At 69.7% G+C, this 19,838-nt stretch carries 18 protein-coding genes and 4 pseudogenes; 10 read left to right on the forward strand and 12 right to left on the reverse strand.

The window, feature by feature from the left end; translation table 11 throughout:
* Nucleotides 1-41 precede the first annotated feature (41 nt).
* Complete coding sequence (locus tag D1J63_RS36100; RefSeq protein WP_125634928.1) at nt 42-932, forward strand: NmrA/HSCARG family protein; 891 nt, start codon at nt 42-44, stop codon at nt 930-932.
* A gap of 64 nt (nt 933-996) precedes the next feature.
* On the opposite strand, the gene D1J63_RS36105 is transcribed toward D1J63_RS36100, so the two are convergent.
* Nucleotides 997-1,824: a helix-turn-helix transcriptional regulator gene (locus D1J63_RS36105; RefSeq protein WP_125634930.1), complete on the reverse strand. Its 828-nt coding sequence runs from the start codon at nt 1,822-1,824 to the stop codon at nt 997-999.
* Between the two features lie 162 nt (nt 1,825-1,986).
* Here D1J63_RS36105 and D1J63_RS36110 point away from each other — a divergent pair, with 162 nt between their 5' ends.
* Together D1J63_RS36110 and D1J63_RS36115 are read left to right on the forward strand one after the other, a co-directional pair.
* Nucleotides 1,987-2,394 (forward strand): nuclear transport factor 2 family protein, encoded by a 408-nt coding sequence (locus tag D1J63_RS36110; RefSeq protein WP_232250000.1) that lies wholly within the window; start codon nt 1,987-1,989, stop codon nt 2,392-2,394.
* A complete protein-coding gene (locus tag D1J63_RS36115; protein ID WP_125634932.1) occupies nt 2,394-3,236 on the forward strand; it encodes an NAD(P)H-binding protein in 843 nt (280 codons plus the stop codon). The genes D1J63_RS36110 and D1J63_RS36115 overlap by 1 nt, the downstream gene beginning before the upstream one ends.
* A 224-nt stretch (nt 3,237-3,460) precedes the next feature.
* On the opposite strand, the gene D1J63_RS36120 is transcribed toward D1J63_RS36115, so the two are convergent.
* Together D1J63_RS36120 and D1J63_RS37465 are read right to left on the reverse strand one after the other, a co-directional pair.
* Nucleotides 3,461-4,045 (reverse strand): hypothetical protein, encoded by a 585-nt coding sequence (locus tag D1J63_RS36120; RefSeq protein ID WP_125634934.1) that lies wholly within the window; start codon nt 4,043-4,045, stop codon nt 3,461-3,463.
* A gap of 262 nt (nt 4,046-4,307) precedes the next feature.
* Nucleotides 4,308-4,577 (reverse strand): annotated as a pseudogene (locus tag D1J63_RS37465) (carboxymuconolactone decarboxylase family protein); the annotation flags it as partial.
* Between the two features lie 255 nt (nt 4,578-4,832).
* Between D1J63_RS37465 and D1J63_RS37470 the strand changes: the two are divergent.
* Complete coding sequence (locus D1J63_RS37470; RefSeq protein WP_232250001.1) at nt 4,833-5,039, forward strand: hypothetical protein; 207 nt, start codon at nt 4,833-4,835, stop codon at nt 5,037-5,039.
* Between the two features lie 250 nt (nt 5,040-5,289).
* Here D1J63_RS37470 and D1J63_RS36135 read toward each other — a convergent pair whose 3' ends face one another.
* Both D1J63_RS36135 and D1J63_RS36140 read right to left on the reverse strand, forming a co-directional pair.
* Entirely contained in the window at nt 5,290-6,381 is a 1,092-nt protein-coding gene (locus D1J63_RS36135) for a hypothetical protein (RefSeq protein ID WP_307811946.1), read from the reverse strand.
* A 22-nt stretch (nt 6,382-6,403) separates the two neighbouring features.
* A complete protein-coding gene (locus D1J63_RS36140; RefSeq protein WP_240798879.1) occupies nt 6,404-6,673 on the reverse strand; it encodes a M15 family metallopeptidase in 270 nt (89 codons plus the stop codon).
* A gap of 257 nt (nt 6,674-6,930) precedes the next feature.
* On the opposite strand from D1J63_RS36140, the gene D1J63_RS36145 reads away from it, so the two are divergent.
* Complete coding sequence (locus tag D1J63_RS36145) at nt 6,931-8,241, forward strand: phytase (RefSeq protein WP_125634936.1); 1,311 nt, start codon at nt 6,931-6,933, stop codon at nt 8,239-8,241.
* Nucleotides 8,242-8,597: 356 nt separating this feature from the next.
* Here D1J63_RS36145 and D1J63_RS36155 read toward each other — a convergent pair.
* Both D1J63_RS36155 and D1J63_RS36160 read right to left on the reverse strand, forming a co-directional pair.
* Nucleotides 8,598-9,398: pseudogene (locus D1J63_RS36155) on the reverse strand (MerR family transcriptional regulator).
* Nucleotides 9,399-9,420: 22 nt separating this feature from the next.
* Nucleotides 9,421-10,116 carry a TetR/AcrR family transcriptional regulator gene (locus tag D1J63_RS36160; protein WP_125634940.1) on the reverse strand — a complete coding sequence of 232 codons (696 nt, stop codon included), beginning with the start codon at nt 10,114-10,116 and terminating at the stop codon, nt 9,421-9,423.
* Between the two features lie 144 nt (nt 10,117-10,260).
* Here D1J63_RS36160 and D1J63_RS36165 point away from each other — a divergent pair, with 144 nt between their 5' ends.
* A complete protein-coding gene (locus tag D1J63_RS36165) occupies nt 10,261-11,388 on the forward strand; it encodes a saccharopine dehydrogenase NADP-binding domain-containing protein (protein WP_125634942.1) in 1,128 nt (375 codons plus the stop codon).
* 10 nt (nt 11,389-11,398) lie between these two features.
* A pseudogene (locus tag D1J63_RS36170) lies at nt 11,399-11,805 on the forward strand (leucine zipper domain-containing protein); the annotation flags it as partial.
* On the opposite strand, the gene D1J63_RS36175 reads toward D1J63_RS36170, so the two are convergent.
* Nucleotides 11,804-13,021: a class I SAM-dependent methyltransferase gene (locus D1J63_RS36175; protein ID WP_125634945.1), complete on the reverse strand. Its 1,218-nt coding sequence runs from the start codon at nt 13,019-13,021 to the stop codon at nt 11,804-11,806. The pseudogene D1J63_RS36170 and the gene D1J63_RS36175 overlap by 2 nt on opposite strands.
* Nucleotides 13,022-13,634: 613 nt before the next feature.
* Nucleotides 13,635-14,603 carry an ABC transporter permease gene (locus tag D1J63_RS36180; protein ID WP_125636069.1) on the reverse strand — a complete coding sequence of 323 codons (969 nt, stop codon included), beginning with the start codon at nt 14,601-14,603 and terminating at the stop codon, nt 13,635-13,637.
* Between the two features lie 157 nt (nt 14,604-14,760).
* On the opposite strand from D1J63_RS36180, the gene D1J63_RS36185 reads away from it, so the two are divergent.
* Nucleotides 14,761-15,408 carry a TetR/AcrR family transcriptional regulator gene (locus tag D1J63_RS36185; protein ID WP_125634947.1) on the forward strand — a complete coding sequence of 216 codons (648 nt, stop codon included), beginning with the start codon at nt 14,761-14,763 and terminating at the stop codon, nt 15,406-15,408.
* Nucleotides 15,409-15,436: 28 nt separating this feature from the next.
* Here the strand turns inward: D1J63_RS36185 and D1J63_RS36190 are convergent, their stop codons facing one another.
* Both D1J63_RS36190 and D1J63_RS36195 read right to left on the reverse strand, forming a co-directional pair.
* Nucleotides 15,437-16,042: a dihydrofolate reductase family protein gene (locus D1J63_RS36190; RefSeq protein WP_125634949.1), complete on the reverse strand. Its 606-nt coding sequence runs from the start codon at nt 16,040-16,042 to the stop codon at nt 15,437-15,439.
* A 298-nt stretch (nt 16,043-16,340) separates the two neighbouring features.
* Nucleotides 16,341-17,864, reverse strand: coding sequence for a glycoside hydrolase family 43 protein (locus tag D1J63_RS36195; protein ID WP_164713272.1), 1,524 nt, complete (start codon nt 17,862-17,864; stop codon nt 16,341-16,343).
* 134 nt (nt 17,865-17,998) lie between these two features.
* Between D1J63_RS36195 and D1J63_RS36200 the strand changes: the two genes are divergently transcribed.
* Nucleotides 17,999-18,391, forward strand: a complete 393-nt coding sequence (locus tag D1J63_RS36200; RefSeq protein WP_125634953.1) for a nuclear transport factor 2 family protein — start codon at nt 17,999-18,001, stop codon at nt 18,389-18,391.
* Between the two features lie 53 nt (nt 18,392-18,444).
* Here D1J63_RS36200 and D1J63_RS37475 read toward each other — a convergent pair.
* Nucleotides 18,445-18,600, reverse strand: a pseudogene (locus D1J63_RS37475) (SDR family NAD(P)-dependent oxidoreductase); the annotation flags it as partial.
* A gap of 472 nt (nt 18,601-19,072) precedes the next feature.
* Here D1J63_RS37475 and D1J63_RS36210 point away from each other — a divergent pair.
* On the forward strand, nt 19,073-19,798 hold the full coding sequence (locus tag D1J63_RS36210) for a glycoside hydrolase family 11 protein (RefSeq protein ID WP_125634955.1): 726 nt from the start codon (nt 19,073-19,075) through the stop codon (nt 19,796-19,798).
* The last annotated feature ends 40 nt before the right edge of the window (nt 19,799-19,838 follow it).

A 19,838-nucleotide genomic window follows, 5' to 3' on the forward strand; every position in this document is an offset into this window, starting at 1 on the left:
CTAATTTTGTTCACGGCGTGAACTAGTGGAGGGTGGCAGCGATGAGCGCACACACGACCGGCACGATCGCAGTCTTCGGCGCGACGGGGCAACAGGGCGGGGCGGTGGTCGACGCGCTGCTGGACCACAAGGCGCGGGTGCGGGCTCTGGTCCGCAACCCGCAGTCCGACCGGGCTCAGGCGCTCGCTGCCCGCGGCGTCGAGCTGGCGGCCATCCGGGCCGACGACCCGGCGTCACTGGCCGACGCGCTGGTGACGGTCAAGGGGTTCTACTTCATGACCCCGGAGGCGAACAGCCTCGAAGAGGTCGAGGCGGAGATCCGTATCGGTACGACGCTCGTCGACGCGGCGGTCGAGGCCGGCGTCCCGCACGTCGTGTTCAACTCGGTCTTCGGCGCGGACCGGGAGTCGGGTGTGCCGCACCACGACTCGAAGCACTCGATCGAGGAGTATCTGCGGAAGTCCGGCCTCAGGGCCTCGATGGTCCGTGCGACCGCCTTCATGGAGAACTTCGCGAGTGTGATGGCACCGAGCCTGGAGCATGGGGAGATCGTGCTGAGGCTGCCGCTGCCGGAGGACGTCCCCCTGAAGATGATCTCGGTCAGGGACATCGGCCGGGTCGCCGCCGCGCTTCTGCTCGGCACCGCGCAGGCGCCCGGCGGAGTCGTCGAGCTCGTGGGCGACGAGCTGACGGGCCCCCGGATCGCCGCGGCCTTCGGGGTGCGCGCCGGGCTCCCGGCCCGGTACGAGGCACTCCCGTTGAGCGTGCTTCCCAACGACCTCGACAGGGTGATGTTCCGCGAGTTCGCGGAGGCGGCGGGATCCCCTGCGGACCTCTCCGCGGTGCGCGCGATCGAGCCGGCCACCCTGGACCTGGCCGAGTGGATCCGAGCGACCGGCTGGACCGCGCACACAAACGTGGCTGGTTCCTGAGCCGCCGGCCGCGATGAACGCCCCCGATCGTGCCCACGGTCTCGGTGCTCGGGCGTGGCAGCGGTCAAAGGCTCTTCAGTGCAGCGGCGCTGGGACTGCCGGATTCTGCCGTGTACATCACCAAGGAGAAACCCGAGCCGGGCAGGCTGAGGGTGTGCCGGTCGATTTCGAGCTCGCCCAGTGTGGGGTGGTGCAGGTTTTTTCGCACGCCCGGTATGGGGCTCACAGCATGATTGCGCCAGCTTCTCGCAAAGTCTGGATCGTGGGCCGCGAATTCGTTGATCAGCTCCGCGAGCACGTTGTCTGTGGGGTACAGAACGCTGGCTGCGCGCAATTGAGCGGCTACCTGCCGAGAGAAATCAGATTCCGAACCGGGCGCGCCGGTGCAGAGCGTGTCACGGAATCTCGTTGAGATGCGCGTGAGGTTGCGCTCCTCGGGTGTGAGACGAGAGAAGTCGGTGATCAGAGCTGCGGCTGCTGCGTTCCATGCGACGATGTCTTGCCGGTCGTTGACGATGTAGGCAGGGATGCCGTCGAGTCTGCCGAGCAGTCGTTGGGCGTCCTCGGGCACGTGCTCCGGCGCACCGTCGTTCTCGGCCGGCAGTACTTGTCCGGCCAGGCGGGCCAGATGGTCACGCTCGGCTTCAGTGAGCTGGAGAGCCGTCGCCAGCGCGGACAGCACCTGCGGTGAGGGCCGGGGAGCCCGCGCCCGTTCCAGCCGTTCGTAGTAGCTCACCGACACCTGCGCCAGGGCGGCTACTTCCTCGCGGCGCAATCCGGGTGTGCGACGGGCGCGCCGACTTGGTGGAAGCGTCGCTCCGGTCTGCACATCTTCTGGTCGCAGGTCCTCGCGTCGGCGGCGGAGAAAGTCTGCGAGTTCCTGGCTGCTCACTCTTCCATGGTGTCACAGGAGGGATGACTGAGCCTCGTACTGCTGGTCCGGGGCTTAGTCGTCCGTTCCGCGCCCACAAGCCTGCTGTGCATGGTGGTCCAGTCGGTTTGCTGACTACGAGGAGGAATGGTGCACAGTACGCCCGAGGAGACTTTTCGCCGCATGATCGACCTGCTGCTGGCCAAAGACATGAATGCCGTGGCAGATCTGTGGGCCCCCGACGGAATTGCGGAATTCCCTTTCGCAGCCGGGAACTCCCCTCGCGTTCTCCGCGGACGTGAGGAGGTGCGCGCCTACCTCGCTCACTATCCGGAGCTGATGGACATGAAGGAGGTGGCCGCGCTTACCGTGCGGCCCACGGATCAAGCGGACACCGTCGTGGTGGAGTGGACGGCTACCGGCCGCACCGTGGCCACCTCCCAGCCCTACCTCCTGGACTACATCGTGGTTCTCACGGTCCGCGACGGGCTGATCGCTCTGTTCCGCGACTACTGGAGCCCGCTGTCGGCGGCCGCCGCTGCCGGGACCCTCGCCGGGCTCATCGACTCGCTTGAAAGGAAGGACGCCTGATGTCCGGAGTGCTCGTGACCGGAGGGACCGGTAAGACCGGCAAGGCGCTGGTGCAAGTGCTCCGCAACGCTGGTGTGCGGGCTCGGGTCGCCAGCCGGAACCCAGCCACAGCCGACCCCGATCCGATCCGCTTCGACTGGAACGACCCGACCACATTCGGACCTGCGCTCGACGGGATGGACCGGGTCTTCCTGCTGCCGCCGGTGGAGAGTGTGGACCCGCTGCCGCTGGTCGAACCCTTCCTGCGCCAGGCACAGCGGGCCGGTGTCCAGCGCCTCGTGATGCTCGGCTCCGCGATTGTTCTGCCGAACGCGCCCAGTGCCGTGGCGATGGCAGCCCAGGTTCAGGCCCAGCCCGGAGGTGTCGTACTCCGCGCGTCCGGCTTCATGCAGAACTTCCTGCGCCCGCACCCACTGGCCGAGCACATCCATCGACTCGGTGAGATCCGTACGGCAGCCGGTGACGGCAAGCTCGGGTGGGTCGACGCGCGGGACGTCGCGGCCAGTGCTGCCGCGCTATTGGCTGACCCGGAGGTGGGCGCTCGAAGCGACTACCTGATCACCGGGCCGCACGGGATGAGCTATCCACAGGCCGCGCAGATCATCACCGCGCAGACCGGCAGACAGGTGCGGGTGCGGCGTATTACGGAGGAGGAACAGGCTGCCGTCCACCGTGCCTCCGGAATGCCGACCGAGTTCGCAGACGCCCTTGCCGCCGTCGAGCGCGGAATCAAGGAGGGACGCGAAGACCAGGTCAGCACTGCGGTGCTCGAACTGACCGGCCGTCCGCCGCGCGCCTTCGCCGAATTCGTCTGCGACCACGCGTACGAGTGGACGCAGTAGTGCCGGAACAGCAGCGATGTGCCCTGACCACACGCCCAGGCGGACGGCATCGACCGATTCGGCAGACCCTGCCCTTGGGGGCGTGCTCCCTGGAGCCCGCCCCTGCCGGGTGAGGCGGGTGAGGCGGGCGAAGCGGGCCGCCGGGCCGCGATCGGCGTCGGGGGTTGGACCGGGCCGGGCCCGTTCAAGCCCGTGGAGTTGGCCGCAGAGGCTGACCAGCAGCCTCACGCCTCGACGACGATGGTGCCTATGGTCGATTCCGGGCCGGGCCCTTCCGGACGGTCGACCTTCCACCACCCCAGCACGTCCTGGTACTCCGGCTGCGGGACGGCACGTCCTTCGGCAGTCATCAGGCGTCCTTGATACGCCTGGGCGTAACGTGCTCGAACCGAGTAGACGCCGGGTTCGTCGGGGACGACGACGTCGCACGTCACGTTCACCCACTGCGCCGGGCCCGGGTTGTCCTCCGCCAGGGCCTCGACACGCGTGCCGGGATTGACCACCTTCACGCCGCCCCCGCTGCGCTGCTTGCCGTTCCACACCGATGCCTGGGCCCGGTCCTGGCCCGCCAGGCCGACGATCACCTGGTTGACGGCGTTGCCGCACTCCGAGCAGTCGTGCAGCAGGTCGAAGGTGACCTCGTGCGAACCTCCTCCGCGCACGTGCACCACGCCGGCCCGGCCGTCGATCTCCACGTTGCGGATCTTGAACCGAAAGCCCGTCCCGTCTCCGTACGGCTCGACCATCTCGGCGCCGGAAGCGGGAGCCGTGGTGCGGTGGACGTTGCTGTGACTCATCTTGTCGGTCATGCGCCAAGTAAACAGGTGGCGGTACCGGGGGTGGCAAGGCGTTCTGGATCATGCGCCGGACGAACTCGGGTTCGGCGTGGCCGCAGTTGGCGAACCCAGGACCACGCCGGCCAAGGACTTCTGCATCGGCCGCCCTGTTTCTCGTACTGCTACGGCCGGGCGGGAGCGGCAGAACCGGGCGCTGGGCGTTGGCCTCTTCCCAGATCTCGTCGGTGACCCCCTCCGCACCGTCCTGCAGCCGGGTGGCGGCCTCGGCCGGCGCGAGTGCCGCAGGCTCCGCATCGGTGCAGAACGGGGCTTCACGCCACGCCGCTACGTTGTGCAGCCGCTCGTCGGTGTCACTGGCCTTCTTCCCCCCGGCGACACTGGCGTAGAGGCAGGCCGAGCAGCTGTTGATCTGGCTGGAGTGCAAGTGGACCAGCGCGAGCAGCTTCGGGTCGACGCCCCCGGCGGCGATCGCCTTCTGCAGGTGCCCGACCGCCTTCCACACGTCGGGGTTGTTGGTGTTCTTGTTCTTCAGTCGGTTCTGCATGGCAGGCTGCTCTCCTTGGTCGGGGTTACCTTGCGGGGCCGGCGCCCGTCACCCCTGTGACGGAGCAGCTTCCAGGGAGGTAACACCATGTCCGGCGCCCACCCCGCCGATCGGATCGCCGAGGCCTTCGAGGCGCACCGCGTCCGGCTCACAGCCGTTGCCTACCGAGTGCTCGGCTCGCACGCCGACGCGGACGACGCGGTGTAGGAGGCGTAGCTGCGTCTGTCCCGCCAGGACGCCGACGCCGTCACCGAGGTGGCAGGCCGCGCCCGACTGGCCGGCGGCGCGGCGCACGGACATGCGGCGATCGTCAACGGGCGACCCGGCGTCATCGCCTGGAACGAGGACGGCATTCCGCTGTCCCTGCTCGCCTTCACCGTCGCCGACGGCCGTATCACCGAGATCACCGCCGTGGTCGATCCGGTCGAGCTCGCGCTCATGGACCTGCCCGACCCGGTGTGACTGTCCACCGGCGATGGCTGGTCGTCCTCGATGCGGACCATGCCGGGTCCCGGAGGTCGCCCGCGGCGCTGACAGCCCGGCCGCGGCCGAGGAGCAGTGGTTCGGCTCCACCGGGAGACTCGAACCTCGGTCAGGGATGGCCTGTTTCCTTCTCGGATGCCGGGCCGCAGGTAGGTACCCCGAGCCTCGCGGCCACCCGCCGTCACGGCATTCCCGCACCGTGACACCCCGGCTGCACACTGCGGACGGGCTACGTCATCAACTCGATGTGCGGATGCTCGGGCTCTGCCGGGCAGACGAACAGGTGCTGCCGGTAGCCGCTGCCTATCTGGACCCCGGTCGCGTTGAAGCCGCGGTGGCCGGGGTACGGTCCAGCACCTGGGTGGGGGTGCGGAGACCAGCTGTTCCCGGCGTCGTCGCCTTCCTCGAACGTGGCGACGGTCATCAGGAGCTCCATGTCGGTGCCGCACTCGGAGCAGGGCTGCGAGCTGGGGTCGGTGGCGTCCCAAGCGGGCCAGCCGCCGACCTTCCAGCCGGGTGCGTTGGACAGCACACAGTCGTAGTACGTGTCCGGGTCCATGCCTTCCTCTGCCGTCTGCGGCACACTCAACTGCTTGAGCTGTTCCCGCAGTTCTTCGCTCAGCTCCAGATGGTCGGGGTACTCGGTGATCTGCTCCGGTTCGAGCACGCACGGGTCCGGTAGATAGCCGTCGAACTGCACTGCGGGCGGCTCGGGTGGAGTGTCGAGGATGTCGGTGACGGAGGCTGCCGAACGCCAGAAGAGCAGGGTCCTGGGCATGATCGGATGATCGAAGGGGCACCACAGAACCTGCAGCAGATCCTTGCCCTCCGGCGGGCTCAGATCGGGGACATCCCTTGCGTACAGCTGCGCGACGGGCAGCATCGCCATGGGGCCGTCGTACGCCTGGACCGCCAGCCTCACCGGATACGTCCGAGGGGGCCGGATCCGCTCAAGAGCCTCCTGTTCCTCCGGAGTCAGGTCCCGGCCGTGCGAGGCGGCGAAGATCCGTCGTTCCAGCCGCAGATCCGCCGGGGACAGCGCTGGGTTGATGCCATCCACCACATGCGGTTCCTCGCAATGTGGCCACGGCTCCTCGGCGGGCCACAGCAGCGGCCCGCCGATCGAGCTGTCATGCCACGTCGGCGCCCCAGGGCGGGGGTGCAGACGGGTCGCCGTGCGGGCCAGCGGAGCCAGTCGAGGAAAGACCGCGGCGACGTCGATCGGCCGTGGCGGAGTGACAGGAGTGACCTTCATGGTCGCAATCTTGCCAATCGCCTCTGACAACGCCCCTCGTAGCCGCCCCACGAAGAGCTCCGGCACCGCGGCACCTTCCGGGAGAGCGCTACCGCCGGGCAGTTGCCCGTAGCGAGCGTGCGGCTGCTGCCGCAATCAGCGCGTCGTAGTGGTCTGCTGCCGAGAAGTGCCAGAGCTCGGTCCCGTAGTTCGTGAAACCGGCCTTCCCCATCGCGTTGAGCAGCAGGGTGCAGTGGTGACGCGCGCGGTCGCTGAGGTTCGGGGCGTGTGTGAAGCAGGCCCCGTGGCGCTGCTCCGGGGAGGCGTTGACGTGGGTGCCGAGGTCGAGTTCGTGTTCGTCCTGGTCGACGGGGGCCACGTCCCTGCAGTGTGCTGTCGGAGCAGCGCTGGGGAGCGGGGCAGTCGGTGCCCATCAGCGCCGGGGCGGTCGTGTGGACGGCGGGGTGGGCTCATTCACCTCTCGGTCATGCGCCCGTCGTCGAGGGGTCGCCGGGGTGATGCGGTACCTCCGCCTGCGTTCACGATCATGTGACGTCGTCCCCTTGGTGGGTGCGGTCCCGGCCCAACGCCGGATGTGCGCCGGTCCCACCAGCTCCCTGACGAAGGAGACCGTCCGTGCACGCGTTCACAAGACACCGTTCCAGTGTCGTCGCGGCGACGGCGACGCTGGTGTTCACCGCCGCCCTCGCGCACGTACCCTCGGCGGAGGCATCGGCGCCCGCCGCACCGCCCGTGGTCGTTCCTCGGGCCGAGACCGCCGCGCTGTTCGACGACGACGAGGGCGGTAACGCGAACGCCGACGACCCGGCGATCTGGCGCAACTCCGCCGACCCGGACGCCAGCCTCGTCATCGCCACGGCCAAGGAAGGCGGCCTGCGGGTATACGACCTCGACGCCCGGCAGGTGCAGTCGGTCCCCGCGCCCGCGGCACCCGGCGCGGACGACGCTCCCGGCCGCTTCAACAACGTCGACCTGGTGCACGACACGTCCCTGGGCTCCGACGCCACGGACCTGGCGGTCGTCAGCGACCGCGGCAGCGACAAGCTGCGCATCTACCGCGTCGACGGCGACCGGTCCGACGCCCCGCTCACCGACGTCACGGACCCCTCGGCCCCGTGGATCTTCTCCGGCTCGCAGGAGGAGGTCAATGAGGAGAGCACCGCCTATGGCCTGGCCACCTACACCGACTCCGCGACCGGCAAGTCCTACGCGCTCGTCAGCCAGAACGCGACCACCCGCATCGCGCTGCTGGAACTGACCACGACGAGTCGGGGCAAGGTGTCCTACCGGAAGGTCCGCACCCTGGACCTGCCCGCCGTCTTCACGATGCCCGACGGCACGAAGTGGTCCCCCTGTGGCGATCCCGGCGAGGGCCCGCAGGTCGAGGGCATGGTCGTCGACCAGGAGACGGGCACGCTCTTCGCCGGGCAGGAGGACGTGGGCATCTGGCGCCTGCGGGCCGATCTCAAGGGTGCTCCCGTCCTGCAGGACAAGGTCCGCGAGTACGGTGTGCCGGCCACGTACGACGAGGCCTCCGACGAGTGCCTGGCGGGTGACGACCCCGGCTTCGGCGGTGACCGGATGTCGGCGGACGTCGAGGGGCTGACCCTGCTGAAGCAGGACGACGGGGACGGCTACCTGCTCGCCTCCAGCCAGGGCGACGACACCTTCGTCGCCTACGACCGTGAACGCTCCGACGACTACGAGTACGAGGGCGGTTTCCGGGTGGGCGCCGCGTCCGGGTCGCTGGACGGCTCCGAGGAGTGCGACGGCGCGGACGTGCTCGCCGAGCCGCTCGGCCGCAGGTACCCGGACGGCCTGCTCGTCGTACAAGACGGTCACGCCTCTCCGGAGGACGACGACCGGGAGGCCACCGGCTTCAAGTTCGTCGACCTCGGCGACGTCCTGGAGGCCCTCGACGACTGACGTTTCCCCGGCGGCCCGGGCTGCGCGGCCGTGCTTGGTGAACGCGGCAGCGAGATCGGCCGGCGACTCTGGGCGGGGGCACCGTCCGCGTCTGGTTTCACGCAGAGGCGTGACGTACCAGCCGGTGCGTCAACACGACCTCCCGGGCGCCCCCGCCCCATCGAGCCGGTCGATGAGCAGCCGGGCCACCGAACGGCCAATCTCCCGGGCCGGGTCGACGACCGTCGTCAGCGCGGGGGAGACCATCGACGCCGCGTCGATGTCGTCGTAGCCGGTGACGGCCAGCCGCCCCGCACCACGGACCCCATCAAGTCGACCGAAGCCGCGAGGGAACGGGCCGGCCGCCAGGCCCGGGACTACTCCATGCGGGCTGGCTGCCCGGTGCCAGCGCGCAAGGTTTGCGTGAACCACGTGAACACCGACGCCAGGCTGGGCGGGACAGGCCATCCGTCGATGACGGCGAGCAGGTGCCAGTAGCGCTCCGCGCGGGGGTCGCCGGCGATCTCCAGGCGTGTCAGCAGCCAGTGGCGCAGGCCGGTGCGGTCGCCTTGGGCGCGCTCGGCCGCCTGGTACCGCGCCATGCGACGCACGGCCGCGCGGAAGTCGGGATCTGGGTGAGCTCGGCGAGTTCCACCCAGGCGTCGACCTGCTCGGGTTCGGGGTCGTCCGGCAGTTCGGGCATGGCCGAGCGCATCATATCGACAAAGTCGGCGTTGGCGCCGAGCCCGACGAATGTGTCGCCGATGAAGTCGGTGATCAGCCGTCGGCGTTCGTCGTCGGAAAGCTTGGCAAGTTGGTGCACGAGGTCCATCTCCTCGGGGCTGGAGCCGCGTTGGGCCACCGCGCGCAGCACGGCGCGCCGCAGTCGCAGCGTGCGGATCTGGATCTCCAGGGCATCGGCGTGTGCGGCCGCGACCTCGGGCACGGAGACCTCCCGGTCCAGTACCTGCCGGATGACGGCAAGGTCGAGTCCGAGGTCACGCGGTGCGCCCCAGCTCCAGACGCGTCAGCGCTTCGATGTCGTAGAGCCGGTAGCCGGCCGGGCTGCGGTCTGTCGGCGGCACGATCCCGGTGTCGGAGTAGAACCGGATGGTCTTGACCGTCAGCCCGGTCCGCCGGGCCAGGTCACCGATCGTGAAGAGCGTGTCGCCGTTCATGCCCGCACTCTCCCGCCTCCCCCTACGGGAGACTCAAGCCTCCCTCACCCCGCTGGGTCGCCAGTTCACAGGTATCGACAATTGCTCGCTGACATCCGTTTGCTGCACGCTCTGCGCCTCTGGCGCAGCACGATTCACCCTGCCGACGGTCGATGCCTTCGGTGAGCACGTCCCGGAGCGACACGGTGACTGCGTTGAGGCAGGTCGCGAAGTCCGTCTCGCCGTGCGCCTCAGCCCAGCGGTCGAGGGCGTTCTGGGATGCGATGGTGGCGATCTGCGCCGCCAGTTTCGCGTTGTCGTCGTCGACGCCCCGCTGCAGGAGTGCGTCCTGGATGGCGTTCGTGAGCACAGCGAGCTTGGTGCGCTCCCGCTCCTGAAGCTCCGGACTGGAGTCGATCACAGCGCGGCGTTCAGCGGTGCGGTCGATGTGCTCGGCAAGGGCGGCGCCGACCTGAGTGAGAGCCGCGAGCGCTGCCGACAGAGGGGAAGCAGCCGGGTCGGCGTCCAGGACTGCCGCACGTACTGCGGCGGGCAGCCGCTCCGAGCCGGCGAACAAAACCTCGCGCTTGTCGGGGAAGTAGCGGAAATACGAGCGGCGGGTGATCCCGGCCCGTTCGGCGATCTGTGTCACTGTCACGTTGTCGTACCCATGCTCTGTGTAGAGCTCGAGCGCCGCTTGCGTGAGGCGCTCCGCGGTTCCGGGATCCCATCTGGCCATAGTCGGACGATAGCAAGTGATGTCTCACTGTGTCATCAGTGCTAGAGTCAGTGATGACACAGTGAGACATCACTGTGAGGGGGCGACCGCTGTATTCGGCTAGGCGGCTGACCGCCGCATTCACGGCACGACAGGAGCAGGCTCATGACCGACACCACGCAGAGCGCGCGACCCGAGGAGATCTGGATACTCGGCGCGAGCGGGCGCATCGGAAGCGCCGTCACAGCGAACCTTGCCGCCCAGGGACTCAAGCCCGTACTGGTCGGACGCGAACGCGACGGCGACCGGCTGCGCAAGACCGCTGCGGACCTCGGCAGCCGAGTCGTCATCGCGAACGGCATCGACAGCATCGCGGCCGAGATCACCCGGCAGCGGCCTGCCGTGGTCTTCAACGGCATCGGGAACTACGCGCAGACAGCCCCGGTCATCGCCCGGGCGTGCATGCCCGGTGGGCATTACCTCGACCTGGCCGCAGATCTGACCGCAGTCCCCCGCCTGCTCGACCTGGACCAGGAGGCCGAACAGTCGGGCAGCACGCTGGTGACCGGATCGGGCTTCGGCGTGCTGGCCACCGAAGCCGTCGTGATCAAGCTGTGCCAGGACCGCCCAACCCCCGCCGCCGTGCGCGTCGACGCGCTGGCCTCGGTGTCCCTCAGCGCCGGAGTCGTCGGCGCCGCCTTCGCCGCCTCCATGGTCGACATGTTTGCCACCGGTGGACGTCGATACGCCGACGGACGCATGGTCACCTCACGCCTCGGCGCCGATCTCCAGGACCTCGCCCTCCCCGACGGGGAACGGGCGAAGTCCGCGGGCGCTCCCACCGCCGAGCTCCTCGCCGCACACCGGGCCAGCAATGCACCGTCCGTCACAGTGACCACCGGGATGGCTCCCACCTCGTACGCCGTGCGGGCCGTGGCCCCACTCGTCGGAAAGCTGCTGTCCATCGAGCCGCTGCGACGCTTCGCCCTCAGCCGGTTGGCCAAGGCCAAGATGAAGGAATCCCCGGCGCCTCGCCGTCACTCGTGGGGGCACGCGGTGGTCGACTGGGCTGACGGCACCCGCCGGGAGGGCTGGCTGCGTGCCGACGACGGCATGGCCTACACCGCGTCGGTGGCCGCCTCGGTGGCCGCCCGCCTTGCCCGCGGCGAGGGCCGGCCGGGCGCCTACACACCCGGCGCCCTGTTCGGTGCCGGCCTCGCCGAGCAGGCGGGCGGACAGTTCCTCCTCCACGACACGACCGGCCCCACCCCGGGAGGACCGGCCATGGACTGACGAGGTACCCGTGTCTCACGCGAACGCCCGCCTCACTGCCCACGGCAGGCGCCTCCTGGTCGACCGGGTACGAGCGGGCCGCCCAGTAGCGCGCGTCGCAGACGAAACGGGCATCTCCCGCGCCACCGGCTGCAAGTGGGTCCGTCGCTGGTGAGCCGAAGGCGACGCGGGGCTCTTCGACCGCTCGCGCCGCCCCTGACGACACCCCACCGCACGCCTGCGGACATCGAGAACCGCATCTGCGATCTGCGGCGCGAAGGCAAGCTCGGGCCCGCCCGCATCGGACCGATCCTGACCACGCCCGCCTCAACGGTCCACCCCGTCCTGACTCGACACGGCCTGAACCGTCTACGCCGTATGGATCGGCCCACCGGCCAGGTCGTCCGCCGCTACGAACGCGAACGTCCCGGTGAGCTCACCATGTCGACACCTCTTCGAGGCCTGCCGCCTTCCCCGCCCCCGCCACGCCCCGCCCTGCCGACGACGCTGTCCGGCTCGCCGGTCGTGTCGCCAGGCGCCAGAGGGACGTGGTCTCCGCGCCGCGTGCCGCGTGGAGCGGATCACTGGCGTCCTGGGAGCGAGGGTGCCGGGGCTTGGTGTCCATCCTGCCCACTACGTGGAGGCCTGCCGCGTGCACGGCGTCGAGCAGCTGCCGCCGGGTGCGGAGGCCGAGGTGCTCCGCGAGGTCGGACAGGACCAGCCAGCCCTCCCCACCTGGGCGCAGGTGTCCGGCCAGTCCGCTGAGGAAGCCGCGGAGCATGGTGCTGTCCGGGTCGTAGACGCCCTGCTCGATCGGGCCGGTCGGCCGGGCGGGAAGCCACGGCGGATTGCACACGACGAGGTCGGCGCGGCCCTCGGGGAACAGGGCGGGGCCCGACACCTCGACGCGGTCGGCCAACGCGAGCCTGTCCATGTTCTCCCTGGCGCAGGTCAGGGCGCGTGAGCTGACGTCGGTGGCCACGACGCGGCTGATTCCGCGGCCGGCCAGCACCGCGGCGAGGACCCCGGTTCCGGTGCCGAGATCGAACGCCGTACTGGTGGCGGGACTGCGCCGGGTCGCCCACGGCAGCGGCGCGCGGGCGACCAGGTCGACGTACTCGCCCCTGACCGGCGCGAAGACGCCGTAGTGGGGGTGGATGCGGGTGCCCAGCGCCGGCACGTCGATCCCTTTCGAGCGCCACTGGTGGGCGCCGATCACTCCCAGCAGTTCCCTGAGCGAGACCGCTGTGGGTCCCGTCGGCGGACCGTAGGCCTCCAGACATGCCCGGCGGACATCGGGGGCCCGGCGCAACGCCAGGGTGTAGTCGTCGTCCAGCAGTACCAAGAGCCTGCCGAGGACTCGGGCGCGGTGGCGCCTGTGACGCCGGTGGAGGTGGAAGGACTCGCTCGGGGAAGAACCCGCCCCGGGCGCTCTGCGGTCGATACGGCGGCCGATCGCTCGTAGCAGTTGACGGGCGTTGTGGAAGTCGCCCCGCCAGAGCAGTGCTGTTCCTTCGCAGGCCAGACGGTAGGCGTCGTCGGCCTTCAGCCGGTCGTCGGCGGCGACGGTTCGCTTGGGCAGGGGGGTGGCGTTCTCGGAATGCCACCGGGCGGACTGCTGTGTGTGGTTTTCGGTCCAGCGGATGGTGGACACAACGTACTCCTCGTGGTCGAACGTGCGGGGGGCACGAAGAGCACTTCGACGAGGAGCAGACCGAACCCACGCCTGTCCGGACAACAGCGGTGACAGGCGTGTGCGGTGAAGCAGGGAGTCGTTACCGCTCTGGCGTCGAAGCGCGCGAGCGGATGTCCCAGACGACCATGCCGAGCATCAGGGCAGACCTTTCGGAGGAGTGACACGCAGACTGGCACAGGTGCTGCCGTTGTTCCAAACCCTCCGTGCAGGCCGCTTCAGCACGACGAGGCGGCGCCGGTGCCCACCCGCGAACGGTGGGTGCGGATCTCTCCGTGGTGGTCCGGGACCTCGGCGTAGGCGGAACGCGTGATCAAACCGTCCTCGGACGACCTGCTCCGGCTCGCCGGCGAACCGGGCCTGGCCGCGCCCTGACGCGCCAGGCACAGATCTTCCGCCACGCCGGCGCCTCTCCACCCGCGGGCCGGCCCGCATCCTCCGTCACGAACCCGGGGGAGCGGCCCGCGCCGCCCAGGTCCATGTACGCGCACTCGACGAGGCCGTACGCCACCCGTCCGCTACAGCGGATGGCGTACGGCCGCTCAAGGGCGCACGTCCAGGGGTACGCCCGGCTTCAGGACACCGGCGCCGGGCTCGGGGCCGCGTGCTGCTCCCTGGCCGCCGGGGTCTTGCGGCCGCGCAGGCCGGCCAGTGTCACGACGAGCAGACCGAGCACGGTCCACGTGCTGAGCGTCACGATCGCCGTGCCGGCGCCGCTGCCGTCGAAGAAGGCCACGGAGCGCAGCAGGGTGCCGCCCGCACCCGGCGGTAGCAACTGACCGATGGCGCCGACCGGTTCGGGCAGCAGTTCCGGTGCCGACGTGACGCCGGACCACGGGTTGCCGAGCAGGACGACGAGCAGGCCGCCGACGCCGAGGCCGGCCCGCCCCAGAAGAGCGGCGAACCCGGCCACCGCGGCGCCCGCGGCCAACGCCATCAGCCCGAGGGCTCCGGCCTCCGCCCACCAGTTGCCCGTGAGCACGCCCAGCCAGCTGTCGGCGATCGCCGCCGCGGCCAGCCCGACCAGGGCGGCGGCCCCGACCAGTGCGGTGGCGGCGCGTACACCGCGCAGCCCCAGCAGGGTCACCAGCGATCCCGCGGCGACCCCGGCGAGCGCCAGCGGTAGCGCACTCGATCCGAGTACGGATCCGCGTGGGTCGGCCTCGGGTGCGGCCACGACATCCTCCGTCTGGAGGCGTGGTCCGGGCGGCGCCTGGCGCGAGACGGCATCGGTCAGCAACTGGGCGACCACGGGGCCCGCGGCGCTCGCGGTCAGCAGCTTCGGGCCCTGCGGGGTGACGACCACGGCGCCGTAGACGTGCCGGTTCTCGATCGCGTCGCGGGCGGCGGACTCGTCGTCGTAGCGGTGGACGTCGAATGCTCCGTCCCGTTGTTCGAGCTCCTGCCGCAGGGGCTCAGCAGCGGCCGCCGGGCCCGCCACGCCGACGGGCAGGTCGTGCGGAGCGATCCGGGCATTGGGCCAGGCGAACGCCCACAGAGCCAGGGCGATCACGGCCGGCACCATCACGAGTACCACGAGCATCTGCCGGGCCGCGGGCAGGGGCGGCCGGGCGGGGGCTGTAGCGGACACGGTGGAACCCTCGTTTCAAAGAGAAGGATCGTTCGTTTTTTGTGAGTCCCACTGTTGCTCCGCTGTTCGAAGCTTGTCAAGAATGAACGTTCGCTTTAATTTGGGGCACATGGCTCGTGTATCCCAGGCGCACCTCGACGCCCGCCGCCGCCAGATCCTCGACGGTGCGGCCCGTTGCTTCGCCCGCAACGGCTTCCACGCCACGTCCATGCAGGACGTGCTGCGCGAGGCGGGCCTGTCGGCGGGCGCGGTCTACCGGTACTTCCGGAGTAAGGAAGAGATCATCGGTGCCATCGCGCGGGAGTGCTTCGCCACCGTCCGCGCCGCCTTCGAGGACGCCGCTCGCGAGACCCCGCCGCCGCCCCCGGACGTGATCGTCGGCCGCGTCCTCCACCAGGTGTACGAGGGCCCGGCCGGCTTCACCCAGGGAGACGGGGAGTCCTTCGCCCGGCTGATCCTCCAGGTGTGGTCCGAGACCCTGCGCAACGACGAGCTCGCCGCGATCCTCCGGGACGGCTTCGGTCATCTGCGCGAAGGCTGGACGGGACTCGTCGAGAGCTATCAGCAGGCCGGGCTCGTACGGGAGGACATCCCCGCCGACCACATGGCACGCACCCTGATCGGCGCTGTCCAGGGCTTCATCGCCCAGCAGGCCCTGTTCGGCACGGTCGACGTCGAGGTGCTCCGGAACGGACTGCGCGGAATCATGTCCATGGGTGCGACCGCGAGTGCCGCGAGCGCGGAGCGCGCGAGCTGACGCCCTCGAATGTCGTGGCAGGCGGACCCTAGTAGCTGTCGTAACTCGGCTTGCCGTTCGGCCGGTACACGCCGACGACGGTGCCTCCCTTCGTCGTCGAGACACTGACCGGCTCCAGCGCGGTGGGGATCGCACCGTCGGCGAACAGCCGCTTGCCGGTCCCGATGATCACCGGGTGGATGGTCAGCCGGTACTCGTCGACGAGGTCGTGCCGCATCAGGGTCTGGGCCAGGTCGCCGCTGCCGACGACGTTGATGTCGCCGCCGTCGGTGGCCTTCAGCCGGCGTACGGCATGAGTGACGTCGCCCTCCAGCAGGGTGGAGTTCTGCCACTCGACGGATGTCAGGGTCCGGGACGCCACGTACTTGTCCATGCTGTTCATCCGGTCGGTGAACGGGTTGCCGGGATCGGCGGTCGGCCAGTACGCCGCGAAGATCTCGTAGGTCTTGCGGCCGAGCAGCATCGCGTCGGAGTGCTCGTACCAGCCCGCGATGGCCGTGCCGACCTCGTCGTCGTCCACCGGCTTCTGCCAGCCGCCGTGCCGGAAGCCGCTCTCGGCGTCCTCGTCCGGACCGCCCGGTGCCTGCATGACGCCGTCCAGCGTCAGGAACGTGCAAACGATGACCTTGCGCATGGTGCGCTCCCTTCGTCGAGGGGTAGACGGCGCAACCACCGGAAACTCATCGGCCGGACCTCGGCCCTCGGCATCCTGATCAGGCCTGCCGGTCGCCACAAGATGGTCGGCTTCGGCCTCCTGCGACGCAGCATCTGCACCACGGGCACGCCGCCGGTTCGTCCGACGAAGAGCCGCCCACCACGTCGCCCCGTCCCGGCCCCGACCTGGATCTGAGGGAGCACTGCTGCCCCTCGTGCGGTCCCTCGCGCACCAGCTCGCCACCGGCCGTCCACTCCGTGGCCGGTGCCGCCGGGTGTCACACGGACGTTGTCGGGGCGTACTCGAACCAGTCGAAGGCGACCGTGCCCTCGGTGGCGTACATGCCGATCACACGGCCGGTGAAGCCGCAGGCGACCTCGGTGGACAAGTAGCGCCCGTCCAGCTCGGCGAGCGGCCGGGCATCCGTGGCGTCGGGATCGCCGAGCCCGAAGACGATGGTGTCGGGCCCGGTGGTCCCGCCGTCGGTGAGTTCGGGCGACGCGGGAACGAGGTTCGACGTCCGGATTGTCACGGTGAGGTGCAGCGGCCCGGCCGGCACCGGTCGGCGGGCCACGGTCTGGCGCAGCGGCCCGATCCGGGCGACGACACGGACCTCCCCGCCCCCGGCCTCCACCTCGTAGTGGTGGGCCTCGTCGAGACGTACGCAGAGTCCGCCGCGTCCCGTACCCGGGTCGATCAGGGTGGTGACGCGGCAGTCGTGGTGCTGCTGGCGCCGCCCGACGAAGGTGTACCCGGGTCGGTCGAGGGATGGGCCGGTGGCGTTGAGGAGCAGTTGGCCGGGCCGCTCGGTGAGCGACCAGGAGCCTTCCTGGCGGGCGAACGGCGAGATCCAGTGCGGTGCGAGAGAGGAGCCCTCGAAGTCGTCCCGGGCGGGCGGGGCCGGCAGGGGGTGCCAGGCCCCACCCGGGGCCGCATGGCTCACGGGAACGGGCGCGACGACGGGCCATCCGTCCCGGTCCCACGCCACGGGGGCCAGGAACGTCTCGCGGCCGAGCACGTGCACGTCGGGCGTGAAGCCCCGGGGGCGGACGCCGAGCAGCACCATCCACCAGCTGCCGTCGGGAGCCTCCACCAGGTCGGCGTGGCCGGTGTTCTGGATGGAGCGGGCGGTCCCGCCGTGGGACAGCAGGGGATTGGCGGGCGCGCCTTCCCAGGGGCCACGCGGTGAGCGGCTGCGAGCCACGGACACACTGTGACCGCGTTCCGTACCGCCTTCCGCGATCAGCAGGTACCACCAGTCGCCGATGCGGTACAGGTGCGGCGCCTCGGGGTACTTGAGGCCGCTGCCCGACCATGTGGCGAAGGGCTTCTCCAGCACCTCGCCCTTGACCGGGTCGATCCTGGCCATGTTGATGCCCCCTTCGGGGCCGGAGAAGGCACACCAGCAGGTGCCGTCCTCGTCCCATGCCAGGTCGGGATCGATCCCGGTCAGGTCGATCCACACCGGGTCGCTCCAGGGCCCTTCGGGCCGCTCGGCCGAGACGACGAAGTTGCCGCCACCGTCGATATTGGTGTTGATGACCCAGAAGCGGCCGTCATGGTGACGGATGGTCGGGGCGTAGAGGCCTCCGGACGCCTTGGCACCGGGGAGAGGCAGCGGCAGTTGCCCGGGCCGGTCGAGCACGTTGCCGATCTGCTCCCAGTGCACGAGGTCCTTGCTGTGGAAGAGCGGCAGCCCGGGAAAGTACTCGAAGCTGGAACACACCAGGTAATAGTCGTCACCGACGCGGCACACGCTCGGATCAGGATGAAACCCGCTGATCACCGGATTGTCATACATGTGCACGGAAGTGTCTCCCCTTCGGGCCGCCCGGGTGCCGAGAGTCTAACCAGTGCTGTGACCGGGAAGATTGACCGTGACCGGAAGGGGCCTCGTAGGACGAGCGCACGCGAAACGGCTGATATTACTGAGGCATGCATGAAGAGACCGCACGCGCCGCGATCGACACGTTCATCTCCGCGTTCAACGCCTCGGACGAAAGCTATGTGACCGCCCTGCTCTCCCAGGCGCTGACCTCGGACGTGGTCTTCTGGGGGCCGTTGGGCCGAAGCGAGGGAATCGCGGCGGTCGAGCGGTTCGTGCTGGACATCCGGCGCCACCCGGCGGGGACCGGCACGATGGTGCGCTGCTCCGCGGTGGACATGCCTGACGAATGGGCCCGGTACCAGTGGGTCTTCACCACACCTGACGGAGGCCCCCGCCTGGCGGGAACGGACGTCGTCCATCTGCGACGGAGCCTCATCGACCAGATCATCGTCTTCGCGGGGGAGATCGAGCCGTCCGCACCGGGGCTGGTGCGCGGCTGAGTGTTGGCGGTGCCCATGCGACCCGGTTTGACGCCCATACGGGCGGTCGTCGTTTCGCTGGGCATGTAGCCGACGTGCAGCACCGGGACGGTGATACCGCGAGGAGCCAGCTCGTCGCGCGTCGCACCAGTGAGAGCCCAGTCGGCGGCCTTGGACGCGGAGTAGGGGCCGAGCCCTGCCGGATGTAACCAGGCCAGGGCGTGAAGGACGGCGTTCGTCTATTTCTGGCCCGTGACGACCGGGACGGCATCGTCCGCCTTTGTGCGTCGTTCGGTGCGTCAGCGCCGGTGCCGCCATCCGTCTCCGCTACCGACCCGGCTCCGGGGTTCGAAAGTTTCGAACATCACGCACTCGGTTGCGGTCCAGCCCTCCCGCTTCTCATCTCATCTCTCGCGATGCCTCGGGGCAGAAGCCGCCTGAACAGGAAGTTAGTGCCCGCCAGGCCCGCCTCCCAGGATAGGAGAGTTTCCGAAAGTCGGTCGAAACTATTGACAGGGTCATGGCGCCTTGCGAAAGCTGTGGCCACTGAACGACAGGGCGGCCGTCGGCCCGTTCGCGTCATGGGGCGGGCCACGGCGACCGGTTGTCACGGCGTGACGGCCGGGCGGCCCCGCGTGGTTCGTGCAAGGCAGCGGGCGGCAGAAGCCGCTCGCCCCCCACCCGCCTTCATCGGGAGAACGCATGCAGCAGGACGGCACACAGCAGGACCGGACCAAGCAGAATCGCGCCCCCCTCGACGGAGTGAGCCGACGAGGCTTCCTCGGTGGCGCCGGCACCCTCGCGCTCGCAACCGCGTCCGGGCTGCTGCTGCCCGGCACCGCCCACGCCGCCACCACCATCACCACCAACCAGACCGGCACCGACGGCATGTACTACTCGTTCTGGACCGACGGCGGCGGCTCCGTTTCCATGACGCTCAACGGTGGCGGCAGCTACAGCACCCAGTGGACCAACTGCGGCAACTTCGTCGCCGGCAAGGGCTGGAGCACCGGCGGGCGCAGGACGGTCCGCTACAACGGCTACTTCAACCCCTCGGGCAACGGCTACGGCTGCCTCTACGGCTGGACCTCGAACCCGCTGGTGGAGTACTACATCGTCGACAACTGGGGCAGCTACCGGCCCACCGGTACGTACAAGGGCACCGTCTCCAGTGACGGCGGCACCTATGACATCTACCAGACGACCCGGTACAACGCCCCCTCCGTGGAAGGCACCAAGACCTTCCAGCAGTACTGGAGCGTCCGCCAATCGAAGGTGACCAGCGGCTCCGGCACCATCACCACCGGCAACCACTTCGACGCCTGGGCGCGCGCGGGCATGAACATGGGCCAGTTCAAGTACTACATGATCATGGCCACCGAGGGCTATCAGAGCAGCGGAAGCTCGAACATCACGGTCAGCGGTTGACCTCTGTCCGGTGGACAGCGGGTTGTGGGCCCCGTCTGCG

The sequence above is a fragment of the Streptomyces sp. KPB2 genome, from assembly GCF_003950055.1.
GTDB classification, from domain to species: domain Bacteria; phylum Actinomycetota; class Actinomycetes; order Streptomycetales; family Streptomycetaceae; genus Streptomyces; species Streptomyces salinarius.

What these genes read in the sequence shown, in the direction of transcription:
- D1J63_RS36100 (WP_125634928.1), top strand. Translation starts at nt 42, where the DNA reads ATGAGCGCACACACGACCGGCACGATCGCAGTCTTCGGCGCGACGGGG.
- D1J63_RS36110 (WP_232250000.1), top strand. Translation starts at nt 1,987, where the DNA reads ATGATCGACCTGCTGCTGGCCAAAGACATGAATGCCGTGGCAGATCTG.
- D1J63_RS36115 (WP_125634932.1), top strand. Translation starts at nt 2,394, where the DNA reads ATGTCCGGAGTGCTCGTGACCGGAGGGACCGGTAAGACCGGCAAGGCG.
- D1J63_RS36120 (WP_125634934.1), bottom strand. Translation starts at nt 4,045, where the DNA reads ATGACCGACAAGATGAGTCACAGCAACGTCCACCGCACCACGGCTCCC.
- D1J63_RS36160 (WP_125634940.1), bottom strand. Translation starts at nt 10,116, where the DNA reads ATGGCCAGATGGGATCCCGGAACCGCGGAGCGCCTCACGCAAGCGGCG.
- D1J63_RS36165 (WP_125634942.1), top strand. Translation starts at nt 10,261, where the DNA reads ATGACCGACACCACGCAGAGCGCGCGACCCGAGGAGATCTGGATACTC.
- D1J63_RS36180 (WP_125636069.1), bottom strand. Translation starts at nt 14,603, where the DNA reads ATGCTCGTGGTACTCGTGATGGTGCCGGCCGTGATCGCCCTGGCTCTG.
- D1J63_RS36185 (WP_125634947.1), top strand. Translation starts at nt 14,761, where the DNA reads ATGGCTCGTGTATCCCAGGCGCACCTCGACGCCCGCCGCCGCCAGATC.
- D1J63_RS36190 (WP_125634949.1), bottom strand. Translation starts at nt 16,042, where the DNA reads ATGCGCAAGGTCATCGTTTGCACGTTCCTGACGCTGGACGGCGTCATG.
- D1J63_RS36195 (WP_164713272.1), bottom strand. Translation starts at nt 17,864, where the DNA reads ATGTATGACAATCCGGTGATCAGCGGGTTTCATCCTGATCCGAGCGTG.
- D1J63_RS36200 (WP_125634953.1), top strand. Translation starts at nt 17,999, where the DNA reads ATGCATGAAGAGACCGCACGCGCCGCGATCGACACGTTCATCTCCGCG.
- D1J63_RS36210 (WP_125634955.1), top strand. Translation starts at nt 19,073, where the DNA reads ATGCAGCAGGACGGCACACAGCAGGACCGGACCAAGCAGAATCGCGCC.